15 protein-coding genes are annotated in these 14,077 nt (G+C 64.6%); 8 read left to right on the plus strand and 7 right to left on the minus strand.

Features of this window, described 5'->3' with window-relative positions; translation table 11 throughout:
• Positions 1–79 precede the first annotated feature (79 nt).
• From ehuB to G6N73_RS05875, 3 genes are all read right to left on the minus strand, one after another.
• Positions 80–940: an ectoine/hydroxyectoine ABC transporter substrate-binding protein EhuB gene (gene ehuB, locus G6N73_RS05865; RefSeq protein ID WP_165024656.1), complete on the minus strand. Its 861-nt coding sequence runs from the start codon at positions 938–940 to the stop codon at positions 80–82.
• Between the two features lie 65 nt (positions 941–1,005).
• Positions 1,006–1,791 carry an ectoine/hydroxyectoine ABC transporter ATP-binding protein EhuA gene (gene ehuA / locus G6N73_RS05870; protein WP_165024659.1) on the minus strand — a complete coding sequence of 262 codons (786 nt, stop codon included), beginning with the start codon at positions 1,789–1,791 and terminating at the stop codon, positions 1,006–1,008.
• Between the two features lie 82 nt (positions 1,792–1,873).
• Positions 1,874–2,365 (minus strand): Lrp/AsnC family transcriptional regulator, encoded by a 492-nt coding sequence (locus G6N73_RS05875; protein WP_165024867.1) that lies wholly within the window; start codon positions 2,363–2,365, stop codon positions 1,874–1,876.
• A 91-nt stretch (positions 2,366–2,456) separates the two neighbouring features.
• On the opposite strand from G6N73_RS05875, the gene ehuR reads away from it, so the two are divergent.
• The 6 genes from ehuR to G6N73_RS05905 all read left to right on the plus strand — a co-directional run bounded on the left by ehuR (position 2,457) and on the right by G6N73_RS05905 (position 9,131).
• Positions 2,457–3,842: a MocR-like ectoine utilization transcription factor EhuR gene (gene ehuR, locus G6N73_RS05880; protein ID WP_165024661.1), complete on the plus strand. Its 1,386-nt coding sequence runs from the start codon at positions 2,457–2,459 to the stop codon at positions 3,840–3,842.
• Between the two features lie 219 nt (positions 3,843–4,061).
• On the plus strand, positions 4,062–4,304 hold the full coding sequence (locus tag G6N73_RS05885) for a type II toxin-antitoxin system Phd/YefM family antitoxin (protein WP_165024664.1): 243 nt from the start codon (positions 4,062–4,064) through the stop codon (positions 4,302–4,304).
• On the plus strand, positions 4,301–4,726 hold the full coding sequence (locus G6N73_RS05890; protein ID WP_165024666.1) for a type II toxin-antitoxin system VapC family toxin: 426 nt from the start codon (positions 4,301–4,303) through the stop codon (positions 4,724–4,726). Before G6N73_RS05885 ends, G6N73_RS05890 begins: the two co-directional genes overlap by 4 nt.
• A gap of 143 nt (positions 4,727–4,869) precedes the next feature.
• Positions 4,870–6,363: an NAD-dependent succinate-semialdehyde dehydrogenase gene (locus G6N73_RS05895; protein ID WP_165024669.1), complete on the plus strand. Its 1,494-nt coding sequence runs from the start codon at positions 4,870–4,872 to the stop codon at positions 6,361–6,363.
• A 197-nt stretch (positions 6,364–6,560) separates the two neighbouring features.
• A complete protein-coding gene (locus tag G6N73_RS05900) occupies positions 6,561–7,940 on the plus strand; it encodes an aspartate aminotransferase family protein (protein WP_165024671.1) in 1,380 nt (459 codons plus the stop codon).
• A 102-nt stretch (positions 7,941–8,042) separates the two neighbouring features.
• A complete protein-coding gene (locus tag G6N73_RS05905) occupies positions 8,043–9,131 on the plus strand; it encodes an alcohol dehydrogenase family protein (RefSeq protein WP_246251686.1) in 1,089 nt (362 codons plus the stop codon).
• A gap of 202 nt (positions 9,132–9,333) precedes the next feature.
• Here G6N73_RS05905 and G6N73_RS05910 read toward each other — a convergent pair whose 3' ends face one another.
• Genes G6N73_RS05910 through G6N73_RS05920 form a run of 3 tightly spaced genes read right to left on the minus strand, consistent with a single transcriptional unit; the run spans position 9,334 to position 11,871 of the window.
• Positions 9,334–9,900 carry a gluconokinase gene (locus tag G6N73_RS05910; RefSeq protein ID WP_165024674.1) on the minus strand — a complete coding sequence of 189 codons (567 nt, stop codon included), beginning with the start codon at positions 9,898–9,900 and terminating at the stop codon, positions 9,334–9,336.
• 7 nt (positions 9,901–9,907) lie between these two features.
• A complete protein-coding gene (locus tag G6N73_RS05915) occupies positions 9,908–10,894 on the minus strand; it encodes an ABC transporter permease (protein ID WP_165024676.1) in 987 nt (328 codons plus the stop codon).
• Positions 10,891–11,871, minus strand: coding sequence for an ABC transporter permease (locus G6N73_RS05920; RefSeq protein WP_165024679.1), 981 nt, complete (start codon positions 11,869–11,871; stop codon positions 10,891–10,893). Before G6N73_RS05920 ends, G6N73_RS05915 begins: the two co-directional genes overlap by 4 nt.
• Before the next feature lie 155 nt (positions 11,872–12,026).
• Between G6N73_RS05920 and G6N73_RS05925 the strand changes: the two genes are divergently transcribed.
• Complete coding sequence (locus G6N73_RS05925; RefSeq protein WP_343044561.1) at positions 12,027–12,257, plus strand: BrnT family toxin; 231 nt, start codon at positions 12,027–12,029, stop codon at positions 12,255–12,257.
• A complete protein-coding gene (locus G6N73_RS05930) occupies positions 12,217–12,504 on the plus strand; it encodes a BrnA antitoxin family protein (protein WP_165024684.1) in 288 nt (95 codons plus the stop codon). Before G6N73_RS05925 ends, G6N73_RS05930 begins: the two co-directional genes overlap by 41 nt.
• A gap of 4 nt (positions 12,505–12,508) precedes the next feature.
• Here G6N73_RS05930 and G6N73_RS05935 read toward each other — a convergent pair whose 3' ends face one another.
• Complete coding sequence (locus tag G6N73_RS05935; protein ID WP_165024686.1) at positions 12,509–14,071, minus strand: sugar ABC transporter ATP-binding protein; 1,563 nt, start codon at positions 14,069–14,071, stop codon at positions 12,509–12,511.
• Between the last annotated feature and the right edge of the window lie 6 nt (positions 14,072–14,077).

Below are 14,077 nucleotides of genomic sequence, written 5' to 3' on the forward strand. Positions count from 1 at the left end.
CAACGCCGGCGAACCCCTCTCCCCGTCCTGAGCTTGTCGAAGGATAACGGGGAGAGGGTAAGGGCGAGGGGCGATTCTGCTACTGCGCCGCGCAGAGCTTTTCGCGCGAAGTCGACATCGCCGCCGCGGCCGAGAAGCCGTAGGGCTCGATGATCTTGGCGAACTCGCCCGATTCCTTCATCTTGGCAAGTTCGACGTCGTAAGCGTCGCGCAGGGCTTCGTCGCCCTTCCTGAAGGCGGCGCCGTCGCAATAGACCGGCGCGCCGACGACCGGGGCGACCACATCGAGATTCGGGTCGTTGGCCTTGCTGGCGAGGTCATTGATCGAAAGCACCGGCAGCGAATAGACGTCGATGCGGCCGTCCTGCAGCATCTTCAGGCCGCTCTGGCCGTCCGGCACCACGATGACGCGGTCGCGCGGCACGCCGGACTCGAGCGCAAGCTTCTCCTCGGTGCCGCCGCCCGGCGCACCGATCGTGCCGGTCGGGTCCTTAGCGATGTCGGCGAAGCTCTTGAAGCCCTTCGGATTGCCCTTCTTGAGCAGGAAGGCTTCAGCGTCGCACAACACCGGCTCGGAATAGGCGACGGCGGCGCAACGCTCCGGCTTCATGAACAGGCCGGCCGTGACGACATCGTGGCGACCGGCCTGCAGGCCGGGGATCATCGCGCCATATTCCGAGATCGAGGCGACGATTTCCGGAACGCCGAGTTTCTGAAAAATCACGCGCGCCACATCAGGGGCGGCGCCCGACACCTTCCCGTCCGCGCCGACGGCCGTGAAGGGCGGTTCATTGGCGATGGCCACGCGGGCAAAACCCTGCGCCTTCAGTTCCTCGAGCTTGTTTTCGTCGGCAACGCTCGACCCGGATGCGACGAATGCCGCCAAAATGACCGCGGCCGCTACACCGGAGACGCCGGCCAGAATTGCTATTTTTTTCACTGTTCCCAACTCCATGGTTTTCTTGTGGTTCACTGCTTGCGGCGAACTCGCCGCGCCCATTGCGGTCAGACCCGATGTCCGGCCGCGATGATCTTTTTCAGGAAGGCCTGAGTGCGCTCCTGCTTCGGACGCCTGAATATCTCGTCGGGCTTGCCCTCCTCGACGATCCTGCCACGGTCGAAGAACAGGATCCGGTCGGCGAAATCGTGGGCGAAGCCCATCTCGTGGGTGACGAGCAGCATGGTCATGTCGGTTTCGTCTGCCAGCCTGCGCATGACGTTCAGCACCTCCTCGACCAGTTCCGGGTCGAGCGCCGAGGTCACCTCGTCGAACAGCATGATCTTGGGCGACAGCGCCAGAGCGCGGGCGATGGCGACACGCTGCTTTTGCCCCCCGGAAAGCTGCGCCGGCATGGCTTTCGCCTTGTCGGCCATGCCGACCATGTCGAGGAGTTCCATCGCCCGCTTCTCGGCCGCGGCGCGCGGCATGCCCTTGGTCAGCATCGGCGCCAGCGTGACGTTGTCGAGCACGCATTTGTGCGGAAACAAGTTGAAGAGCTGGAAGACCATGCCGATCTTCTGGCGCATCCTGGTCAGATGGCGCTCATCCGCCGGCAGCAACCGGCCGTCGCGCTCCACGTGATAGAGCTGTTCGCCATCGATTTGGATGTGGCCGTCGTCGATGCGCTCCAGCGTCATGAGGATGCGCAGGATGGTCGTCTTGCCCGAGCCGGACGGGCCGATCAGCGCCAGCTTTTCGCCGGGCATCACGTCCATCGACAGGCCGTCCAGCACCTTGAAAGAGCCGAAGCTCTTGGAAATGCTATCTATTTTGATGATGGGCGCGGGCATGCGTTTCCCCGTCGGAGGGCCGATAGCCCGACGATGGGGAAGTTACAAAATCATGTCAATTGCGAAAATAATATCATGACAATTATCCGACGCCACGGCCCTGCCCGATCAGTTCCGCCACCGGCAGCGCCGTCTCCTCCTTCACGGTCTTGGTGACGATGTAGGTGAAATAGCGGTCGATGCCGATCTCGCGCTCGAGCAGGCCGTCGACCAGCCGCTGATAGGCGTCGATGTCGCGCGCCATGACCTTCAGCACATAATCGACGCCGCCGCCGACCGACCAGCAGGCGACGATCTCGGGGATGTCGCGTATGGCGCGCTCGAAACGGTCGAAATCGGCCTGCCGGTGCGCGCCGAGCGTCACCTCCATCAGCACGGTGGCGACAGGTGCGATCTGGCGCATGGCGATCCTGGCATGATAGCCGGCGACGATGCCGGCCTTTTCCAGCTTTCTCAACCGCATCCAGCACGGCGTCGGCGACAGGCCGACGCGTTCGGCCAGCGCCAGCTTGGTGATGCGCCCGTCGCGCTGGATCGCGTCGAGGATGCGCAGGTCGATCGGGTCGAGCTTCATGCCGGACATGGACGGGAGAATTGTCATGCGCCAAGCATGATCCCGCATTTTTTCGATTGTCAATTGCACTGATTCTGATCTCATATGAGTCATGACATTATGGCGCCCCGATCCGGACCTCATCAGACGCCCCGCCTATCTCTCGCTGGCCGAGCAGATCGCGCGGGCGATCCATGACGGACGGCTGGAAAGCGGCGCGCGGCTGCCGACGCACCGGCGTTTGGCCGACGATCTGAGGCTGTCGGTGCAGACGGTCAGCCGCGCCTATGAGGAACTGATCCGGCGCGGGCTGATTTCGGGCGAGATCGGCCGCGGCAGCTTCGTGCAGACCCGCCGCCGCGAGCCGGACCCGCCGTATCTTCCGGAACGGCTGGGTGAGGTCATCGACCTGTCGATCCTGAAGCCGGTCTGTGAGCCGATGCATCTCGACAGGATGAAGCGGGCGCTGGGCTGGCTGGCGGAAAACCTGCCTGCGAGCGCGGCGCTGTCGTTCCGGCCTAACGTCGTGTTTCCACGCCACCGCGCGGTGGCGGTGGAGTGGCTGAAGGCCTGCGGCCTCAGCATTTCGCCGCAGAACATAAGCCTGACCAACGGCGCCACGGCCGGCATGACGGTCGCGCTGATGAGCGTCGCGCCGCCCGGTTCCACCGTGGCGACTGAGGCGATCGGCCACCATACGCTCATTCCGCTCGCCACCTATCTCGGCTTCAATCTTGTAGGGTTGGCGATCGACGACCAGGGCATGATCCCCGAAGCACTCGACGCAGCCTGCCGCGAAACGCCGATCCGCGCGGTTTTCCTGCAGCCTTCGGTGATCAATCCGACCGCCACCCTGATGGGCGCCGAACGGCGCGAGGCCATCGCGGCGGTGGCGCGCAAGCACGATCTGGCGATCATCGAAAACGACGTGCTCGGCCCGCTGGTCGAGAACAGGCCGCCGCCGGTGGCGGCTTTTGCGCCGGAGCGCACGCTCTACGTCACCAGCTTCACCAAGATCGTGGTGCCGGGATTGCGCATCGGCTATCTCGCCGCGCCGGATCGTTACGTGGCGGCGGTCGCCAACCGCCACCTCGTCTCCAACTGGATGGCGACGCCGATAATGGCCGAAATCGCCACCAAATGGGTAGCCGACGGCACAGCCATGGAGCTTGTCGAGTGGCAGCGCGGGGCGCTGAAACGGCGGAACGCCATCGCTGCCGAAGTCTTTGCGAATGTGCCTTATCGCGCGCATCGCGACGGCCTGCACGTCTGGCTGCCGCTGAGCGGCGAGCGTTCGGAAGAGGGTTTTGTCGCCCAGGCGAGGTTGCAGGGCGTGGCGATCGCGCCGGGCGCCTCGTTCAGGATTTCGCAGGACGAATGGCGGCCGGCGGTGCGCATTTCGCTCGGCTCGACCACGGAAGGCGAGCTGCGCGCCGGCCTCGGAGTGGTGGCGAAGCTGCTTCTCGGCGACCCGGAACATCTGCTGCTGGCGATCTGAATTCCCACCTGCGCGGGGATAGAATCGAGGAATCTCCGGGATTTGAAACGGATTTTCTCTCGTGATATCACAACGTTAGTGCGAAATCAGGACAATCCATCGTACGGAATTTGTTCACAATGCCCGTTCGTCCTGCACTCTCGGCCGAAATAGCTGAAAATTTGCGCTCCCTTGCGGCATATGCGATAAGTGACCAACTAAATGGTCAGGAGTAGTGTCATGACGACGATCAGCCTCGCCGAGGCAAAGGCCAAGCTCAGCGAACTCGTCGAACGCGCGGCGGCCGGTGAGACGGTAGAGATCACCAAGCGCGGGAAGCCGGTGGCTCAGCTTGTGCCGGTGAAGAAGAAACTGAAGCCGATCGATTTCGATTCCATCCGAAAGGTGACCGAGAAGATGACTTACCAGGAGGAGTCGGCTGGCGATTTCATGCGGCGGTTTCGCGATAACGAACGCTATTGACCCTTTATTTCGATACATCGCTGCTTGTAGCGCTCCTCACGCGAGAGCCGCGGACAGAGGAAATTGAACGCTGGCTGGCAGCCCAAACACCGGGAGTTGGTGCAACCAGTAATTGGGTGGTATCGGAATTTTCGGCCGCCCTGTCCGCAAAGGTCCGGGCTAAAGTCCTGCAACCGTTCGAGCGAGCGGATTCGCTTGCTGCGTTCTCTCGGTTACGACGAGATTCATTGACGCTGTTTCCGATCACCGAAGAGTATTTTGTCGAGGCCGCGAGACTGGCCGACCGAGACGTCGTGGGCCTTCGGGCCGGTGACGCATTGCATGCCGCCATAGCAGCGGCAAATCACAGCACGCTGTGCACGCTGGACAGGGGAATGGCTAAGGCGTCCATCGCGCTTGGGATACCGACCATCATGGTCTGATCGGTCTACGGCATCTGATGGAGGGAATGCCCGTCGACGGGCATTTCCTTAGACAGAGTCTCTTTGCTTCTCCAAAGATTCAGCTCCTCTCTCCACGCGTGCCGGCTAATCTCGCTTGATCCTTTTCCAAGCGAGGCCCTTCCATGTCCGCGCATTTCGCACGACCGCACCGCCACGATGCTTTCGACCGGCTTTCCGATCGCCGGCTGCTGCGCGAACTCGCCTATGTCGACGGACACTGGACGGCGAGCGAGGCCGGCCGCACCTTCGAGGTGCGCGATCCCGCATCCGGCGATGCCGTCGCCTGGGTGGCGGCGCTCGACGCCGGGCAGACCACGGCTGCGGTGGACGCGGCGGCCAAGGCCTTTCCGAAATGGAAGGCGCTGCTGCCGCAGCAGCGCTCGGCCATACTGCGAAAATGGTTCGAGCTGATCGTCGCCTCGAGGGAAGATCTGGCGCTGCTGATGACGCTGGAGCAGGGCAAACCGCTGGCGGAATCGCGCGGCGAGATCGACTACGCCGCCTCCTTCATCGAATGGTATGCCGAGGAAGCAAAGCGCCTCAACGCCGAGAGCGTGACCAGCCACCTTCCCGGCGCGGAAATGATGGTGCGGCGCGAGCCGCTCGGCGTCGTCGGCGTGGTGACGCCGTGGAATTTTCCCTCCGCCATGCTGACCCGCAAGGCCGCCGCCGCGCTGGCCGCCGGCTGCACGATCGTCGCTCACCCCTCCTCAGAGACGCCGCTGTCGGCGCTGGCGCTTGCCGAACTCGGCGAGCGCGCCGGCCTGCCGGCGGGCGTGTTCAACATCGTCACCGGCGACGCCGCGACGATCGTCGGGCGGATCTGCGAGGACGCGCGGGTGCGCGCGCTCTCCTTCACCGGCTCGACTGAGATCGGCCGGCTGATCGCGGCGCAATGCGCGCCGACCATGAAGCGGCTGGTGATGGAACTCGGCGGGCACGCGCCGCTGATCGTATTCGACGATGCCGACCTCGACCGCGCGGTTAAGATCGCCATCGACGCCAAATTCGCCACCTCCGGCCAGGACTGCCTTGCCGCGAACCGCATCTATGTGCAGCGCGGCATCTACAACGCCTTCTGCGAGGCCTATGCCGAGCGCATTGCCATGCTGAAGGTCGGGCATGGCCTCATGGAAGATGCCGATCTCGGTCCGCTGATGCATGAGCGCGCCGTGGTCAAGGTCGAGGAGCAGGTCGCCGACGCGATCGAGCGCGGCGCGCGGCTCGTTACCGGCGGCAAGCGGCACCCGGCCGGAAAACTGTTCTTCCAGCCGACACTGCTCGCCGATGTCGGCGACGATGCGCTGATCATGCGCGAGGAGACATTCGGGCCGGTCGCAGCCGTAACGCCCTTCGACACGGAGGCGGAGGTCATTACCCGAGCCAACGACACTGAATACGGCCTCGTCGCCTACGTCGTGACCGAGAACGGCGCGCGCCAGTTGCGCATGGGCCGCGCGCTGGACTACGGCATGGTGGCGATCAACCGCGTGAAGATCACCGGCGCGCCGATTCCGTTCGGCGGCGTGAAGCAGTCCGGCATCGGCCGCGAAGGCTCGCGCCATGGCATCGAAGCTTTCACGGAGTTGAAGTATTTGTGCCTGGATGCGGCATAGCCAGTTGGCCAGGTTGACGCAGCCCCTCACCCTTACCCTCTCCCCGTGAAGGACGGGGAGAGGGGGTCGCCAGCGTCGCACCAACTCTCCTCTCCCCGTTCTTACGGAGAGAGGATGCCGGCAGGCAGGTGAGGGGCAGCGCTGAGTCATCAACGCTGGCCGAGGCGCCAACAGTCGAACTATCGAAAGGAACCATCATGCTCGACCGCTCGAACGAACTTTCCGCCTGGGATCGCGACCATTTCTTCCATCCCTCGACCCATATGGGCACGCACGCGCGCGGGGAATCGCCGACGCGGGTGATTTCAGGCGGCGAAGGCGTCTACATCACCGACACCAACGGCCGCCGCAGCCTCGACGCCTTTGCCGGGCTATACTGCGTCAATGTCGGCTATGGCCGCCAGAAGATAGCCGACGCCATCGCCGAACAGGCGAAGAACCTCGCCTATTATCACGCCTATGTCGGCCACGGCACCGAGGCTTCGATCACGCTCGCCAAGATGATCATCGACCGTGCACCGAAGGGCATGTCCAGGGTCTATTTCGGCCTGTCCGGCTCAGACGCCAACGAGACCAACATCAAGCTGATCTGGTACTACAACAACGTGCTCGGCCGGCCGGAGAAGAAGAAGATCATCTCGCGCTGGCGCGGCTATCACGGTTCGGGCGTGATGACCGGCTCGCTGACCGGCCTCGACCTCTTCCACAACGCCTTCGACCTGCCGCGCGCGCCGATCCTGCACACCGAAGCGCCCTATTATTTCCGCCGCGCCGACCGCTCGATGAGCGAGGAGCAGTTCTCGCAGCATTGCGCCGACAAGCTGGAGGAAATGATCCTGGCCGAAGGGCCGGAGACGGTCGCGGCCTTCATCGGCGAGCCGATCCTGGGCACCGGCGGCATCGTGCCGCCGCCCGCAGGCTATTGGGAAAAGATCCAGACGGTGCTGAAGAAATACGACGTGCTGCTGGTCGCCGACGAGGTCGTCACTGGCTTCGGCCGGCTCGGCACGATGTTCGGCTCCGATCATTACGGCATGAAGCCGGACCTGATCACCATCGCCAAGGGCCTGACCTCGGCCTACGCGCCGCTGTCGGGCGTCATCGTCGGAGAGAAGATGTGGCAAATTCTGGTGCAGGGCTCTGACAAGCTCGGTTCGCTCGGCCATGGCTGGACCTATTCGGCGCATCCGATTTGCGTTGCGGCCGGTGTGGCCAACCTGGAACTTATCGACGAGATGGACCTGGTGACCAACACCGGCGAGACCGGGGCATACTTCCGTGCCGAACTGGCCAAGGCGGTCGGCGGCCACAAAAATGTCGGCGAGGTTCGCGGCGACGGGCTGATGGCGGCGGTGGAATTCGTTGCTGACCGGGACGACCGGGTGTTCTTCGACGCGGCTCAGAAGATCGGCCCGCAGGTGGCGGCGGCTCTCGCCGAGCGCGGCGTGATCGGCCGCGCCATGCCGCAGGGCGATATTCTGGGCTTCGCTCCGCCGCTGTGTCTGACGCGGGAGGAGGCGGATGTGGTGGTCGCCAAGACAGCGGATGCGGTGAAGGCGGTGTTTGCCGGCGTCTAATTCTGAAAAGGTGCCGCTGCCCCTCACCCTTACCCTCTCCCCGTAAGAACGGGGAGAGGGTAAGGGTGAGGGGCAGCGCCAAGTTTGCAAAGTGGAACGTACATGACTTCCAAACCCCTCGCCTCCACAATGGCCGCCGTGCTGCTCACCGGGCATGGCGGGCTTGATAAACTCGAATACCGCACTGACGTCCCCGTCCCCTCGCCCGCTCCCGGCGAGGTGCTGGTCGAGGTGACGGCATGCGGCATGAACAACACCGACGTCTGGGTGCGCCAGGGCGCGTACGGCACGGAAGAGGACGCGGGGGCGGTCTCGACGTGGCGGCGGCAGGGCAACACGCTGACATTTCCGCGCATCCAGGGCGCCGATACGGTCGGCCGCATCGTCGCGGTCGGCGACGGCGTGCCGGAGAGCCGCATCGGCGAGCGCGTGATGGTCGATTTCTCGATCTACAACCGCGACGACGATAGTCTCGCCGACATCGACTATATGGGCCATGGCCGCGACGGCGGTTACGCCGAATACCAGGCGCTGCCGGCCGAGAACGCGCACCTCGTCCGCGCCGATCTTTCCGATGTCGAGCTCGCAACCTTCTGCTGCGCCTATTTGACGGGCGAGCAGATGCTGGAGCGCGCCGGCCTGAAGGCGGGAGAGCGCGTGCTGGTGACCGGCGCGTCCGGCGGCGTCGGCTCCGGCATCGTCCAGCTTGCCCGCGCCCGAGGCGCGATCCCCTATGCGATCGTCGGCCCAGGCAAGGAACAGGCGGTGAAGGATATCGGCGCGGAAGCGGTCATCACCCGCGGCGTTCCCGACCTGCTCGCGGCGGTGAACGAGGCCACAGGCGGAAAGCCCATCGACGTCGTCGCCGACCTGGTCGGCGGGGCGATGTTCAACGATCTGCTGCGCATCCTGCGTCCGGAAGGCCGCTACACCACGGCCGGCGCGATTGCCGGGCCGGTGGTGCAGCTCGATTTGAGGACGATGTATCTGAAGCAGCTGCAACTGCATGGGTCGAGCCAGGGCACGCGGGCGGACTTCCGCCGCATCGTCCGCTACATCGAGGAAGGCAAGATCAGGCCGCTGGTCGGCGGCGTCTATAGGCTGTCGGATTTCCACCGCGCGCAGACGGATTTCATGGCCAAGGATTTCGTCGGCAAGCTCGTCGTGGTTCCCGACAGCAAGATGTCCTAATCGCCGCGGACTTGCTTTCGACGTTTACCCCCACCCCTAACCCCTCCCCTCAATGGGGAGGGGTTACTATTTCGTCGCTGCGTAGGCCAAAATGGATCGTTTTTTCGTGAGGCGGGGTCGTTGAAATATCCCCTCCCCCTTGAGGGGAGGGGTTAGGGGTGGGGGTATGCACGCGCATACGATAGCCCCGTCCTGGGCGTCTTTAAATCTTGCCGGTCTTGGCCGTCGCCGGCTTGAGGAATTTGGCAGCTGCCGCGACGAGTTCCGCTACTGGCCGCGTGCCGTCGAGGCTTAGCGCGGCCTCGTCCCCTGCCGGCGGCTCGAGGTCGGCGAACTGGCTTTCGACCAGCGTGGTCGGCATGAAATGTCCCTTGCGGCGGCCGACGCGCTGCCTCGCCGTCTCCCGGTCGATCGCGAGATGGATGAAGACCATGCCCGGGCAGAACCGCCGCAGCCGGTCGCGATAGGCCCGCTTCAGCGCCGAGCAGGCGGCGACGCCGCCGCTTCCCGCTCGCGCGGCTTCGCTCAATTGCGCGCCGACCGCGTCGAGCCATCCTGCGCGGTGCGCGTCGGTCAGCGGCTGCCCGCCCGCCATGCGCGCGACGTTTTCCGGCGGATGCAGCCTGTCGCCCTCGATGAAGCGGCAGCCGAGCGCTTCGGCGAGGGCTGCGCCCACCACCGACTTGCCGCAGCCGGCGACGCCCATCACCACCGCGACCGGCACAGAGTCGGCCGACCCCGCCTGATCGGGTTCCGGTTTCATTTCCATTTTGAACTCACCTGCTGGCCGGCGCGCGCCCGTAGAGCAGCAGCATGCCGATGATGACGACGCCATAGATCACCTGGCGTCCCGCTTCGGGCATCTGCATAACCGACAGGATCGACTGCAGCAAGGTGATGAGGATGACGCCGGCGACGGTTCCGAGATAGGAGCCGCGGCCGCCGAGGATCGAGGTGCCGCCGAGCACGACGGCGGCGATTGCCGGCAGCAGGTAGGCGTCTCCCATGGCTTGCGCCGCCTTGGAGGCATAGCCGGCCAAAAGCACGCCGCCGAAGGCCGAGAGCCCGCCGGAGACGGCGAAGGCGATCATGACGATGCGCCGCGTGTCTACGCCGGAGAGATAGGCGGCGCGCTCGCGGTTGCCGATCGCGTAGACCGCGCGGCCGAACGTCGTGCGGGTCAGGACGAACACCATGGCCGCGCCGACGATCGCCCACACCACGACGGCGTTGGGCACGCCCGGCAAAAGGAAGCCTGTGGCGAGCCAGCGCATGGCCGCCGAGGCGGAATCCTGGGGCGAGAAGCCGCCGGTGTGCACGACCATCAGCCCTTGCGCGACGGCGTTGGTGGCGAGCGTGATGATCATGGAGGGGATGCGCAGATAGGCGACGCCGATGCCGTTGACGAGGCCGATCAGGACGCCGCAGGCGATGCCGAACGGGATGGCCAGCACCATGCCGGCCGTGCCGTGAGCGGCTGCCGCGCACGCCATCATCGCCCCGACCGCGACCACCCAAGGCACGGAAAGGTCGATCTGGCCGAGCAGGATGACGAGCATCATGCCCGACGCGATGACGCCGAGGAAGGACGCCACCTTGAGCTGCTGCAGGAGATATTCCGGCGACAGGAAGCTCGTCGAATAGAGGCTGCCGAAGACCAGCAGCAGGATGATGCAGGCAAAGGCGGTGGCGACCGCCGGGTCGGCGCGGCGCAGGAAGCCGGGCATCCGGCCGGCGATGCGGGCGGTGGTCGTGTCGCTCATCCGAACCACTCCAGCCGGTTCTTGACCCGGAACAGCGCGAATGCGCCGATGCTGACCGCCACGAGCAGCACCACGCCCTGGAACAGCGGCTGCCAGAGCGGATCGAAATCGAAGACGAACAAAAGGTCGCCGATTGTGCGGAAGGCGAACGCCCCGAAGATCGCGCCGATGGCGCTGCCCTTGCCGCCGAACAGCGAAACGCCGCCGAGCACGACGGCGGCGATGGAAAACAGCGTGTAGGCGTTGCCGCTCGCAAGCGCCGCCTCGCCCGTATAGGTGAAGAAGGTCAGGAACAGGCCGCCGATCGAGGCGAGCAGTCCGCCAAGCGTATAGGCGACGAATTTTGCCCGCCGGATGGGCACGCCCGACATATAGGCCGCGACGTCGGAGGAGCCGGCGGCATAGGCCGCGCGGCCGGTCACCGAGCGCCTGAACGGGATCCAGATAACCAGCACCACGGCGACCAGCGTGACCAGGCTCGCCGGCACCAGACCGAACAGGCGGCCTGTCAGCGCGTCGGCCAGATCCTCGTTGACGGAGCCGCCAGGGAACGGCCGCAGCATCAGCGCGATGCCGAAATAGACAGCGCCAGTGGCGATGGTCGTGACGATAGGCTGCAGTCTGCCGTAGATGACGATGGCGCCGTTGATCGCGCCGCAAAGGATGCCGACCATAAGCACCGCCGCGACGCCGAAGGCGGTTTCCATCGGCGTTCCGACGACCAGCCATGAGGCGAGGCAGTTGGTGAGGATGAAGATCATGCCGACCGAAAGATCGATGCCCGCCGTAATGACCACAAGCGTCTGCGCCATCGCCACGAAAGCCAGCAGCACGCCCTTGTTGGAGGCGGTCTGCACCACATTGGCGGTCAGCCCGGCGGGGTGGTTCGCCGTGTAGAGGATGAACATCGCGACGAAGATGCCGAGCGCGAGCAGCGTGCCGCGCTGTTCGGCCGCCCAGTAGCGCCAGTCCTTCATGCCGCCATCTCCACGCAATGACGTCGACCAGCCCTCAAAAAACCCTCGCAATTGCGATTTAATGGGGGTACAACAATTTTGTGGATAAGCCGCGTCGGTTCACTTTTGATCCATTGAAGAACCGTCGCAACATAGCGGAGCGCGGCATCGACTTTGTGCAGGCCGAGGAATTTGATTTTTCCACGGCGATCGTAGCGACGGACGACCGCAATGACTACGGCGAAGTGCGGGAAGTTGCAGCCGGCTTTGTCGGGCAGCGCCTGCACATCATTGTCTTCACGATGCGAAATGATGTTTGCCACATCATTTCGCTTCGTAAGGCCAACAAGCGAGAGATTAAAACCTATGTCCAAAAAACAACCGGAGTGGAAAGAGGCGACGCGTAAGGCGCTGGCGAACCTGGACGAAATGAGCGACGTCGAAGACGCGTCGATAAGCGCCGATGCGTTGGCCGATCCGGACAATCCTCCGGCGGACGATCTCCTGCGCAGAAGAGGACGCCCTGTGAGTCTTAGCCGTAAGCGCGCCATCAAGCTACGCATCGATCCTGATGTGATAGATCGATTCAGGCAGAGCGGGCCGGGGTGGCAGAGCCGGATGAACGACGTATTGCGCAAGGCGGTCGGGCTATAATTATTCATGCGCCCGCTCCCACCGCCATGGCCTCAGCGCCGCTCCTGATGTTGAGCGCGCTGGCGATCAGCGCCCGCTCGGTGATCTCATCGCCCGCCAGTTCGCGTTTGATGGCTCCGTCGTAGAGCACGAGCACGCGGTCGCAGCAGCCGATCAGTTCGTCATAGTCGGTGGAATAGAATATGATCGCGGCGTCGGCATCGGCGAGCTGGCGCAGCAACTGGTAAAGCTCCTGCTTGGTGCCGACGTCGATGCCGCGCGTCGGGTCGTTGAGCAGGATGATGCGCGGCTTGCGCATCAGCCATTTGGCGATCACCACCTTCTGCTGGTTGCCGCCGGAAAGCGCGCCGACAGGAATGTCGACGCCCGCAGTGCGGATGGCGAGCAGGCGAACCATCTCGTCGATCAGCCGCTGCTCGGCGGCGCGGTCGATGACGCCGCCGCTGGAGACCTGGTCGAGGGCGGCGAAGGACAGGTTCTCGCGCACGCTCATCGGCAGCATCAGGCCCTCGGTCTTGCGGTCCTCCGGGATCAGCGCCATGCCGATGCCTTCGGCGCGTGCCGCGGCGGGACTGGCGATCGAGGCGGGCCGGCCGTCGACCAGTATCTCGCCCGAAACGCCGCGCAGCACGCCGAACAGGGCCAAGAGCAGTTCGCGCTGCCCCTGCCCGTCCAGCCCGCCGAGGCCGATCACCTCGCCCGCCCGGACCGACAGCGAAATTTCGCGCAGCCGGCCATTCCAGCTAAGATTGCGGCATTCGAGCACCGGCGGGCGGTCGCTGGCGGCGGCCGGCGGCTTGGGCGGAAAGATGTGGCTGTATTCGCGGCCGATCATCAGCTCGACGACCTCGTTGTCGGACTTGCTGCCGGCTTTGTAGGTTGCAACGTTGCGGCCGTTGCGGAATACGGTGCATTCATCGGCGAGTTCGGCGATCTCGTGCATGCGGTGCGAGATGTAAAGAAGCGCGAGTCCCTCCGAGCGCAGGCGCTTCAGCACAGCGAACACCTTCGACACGTCCGCCGCGGTCAGCGCCGAGGTCGCTTCGTCGAGGATCAGGATGCGCGGCTTGCGGGCCAGAGCCTTGGCGATCTCCACCATCTGCCGGCGCGAGAGCGGCAGGTCCTTGACCAGCGCCAGGGGATGGATGTCGGCCGCCCCCGCGCGCGCCAGCGCTTCCTCGGCGATCTTGCGCTGCGCCTTGCGGTCGATCATGCCGAACTTCTTCGGCGGATCGGAGATGACTATGTTGTCGGCGACGCTGAGGTCTGGGATCAACGACAGTTCCTGGAATATGCAGACGATGCCGGCCTTGTTGGCCTCGGCCGGCGAGGCGAAGGAGACTTCGTTGCCGGCCATCGTCATGCGGCCCTCGTCCGGCGCGACGACGCCGGCCATGACCTTGATGAGCGTCGACTTGCCGGCACCGTTCTCGCCAAGGATGGCGTGGATGCGGCCGGCATGGACGCGAAGCTCCGCCTGCTCCAGCGCCCGAACGCCGCCATAGCGTTTCGACACGCCTTCCATCTGGAAGAGCAATGTTTCGTTTTTCGGTATCTCAGGAAGCATCGGGCT

Source organism: Allomesorhizobium camelthorni (genome assembly GCF_011045125.1).
GTDB lineage: Bacteria > Pseudomonadota > Alphaproteobacteria > Rhizobiales > Rhizobiaceae > Allomesorhizobium > Allomesorhizobium camelthorni.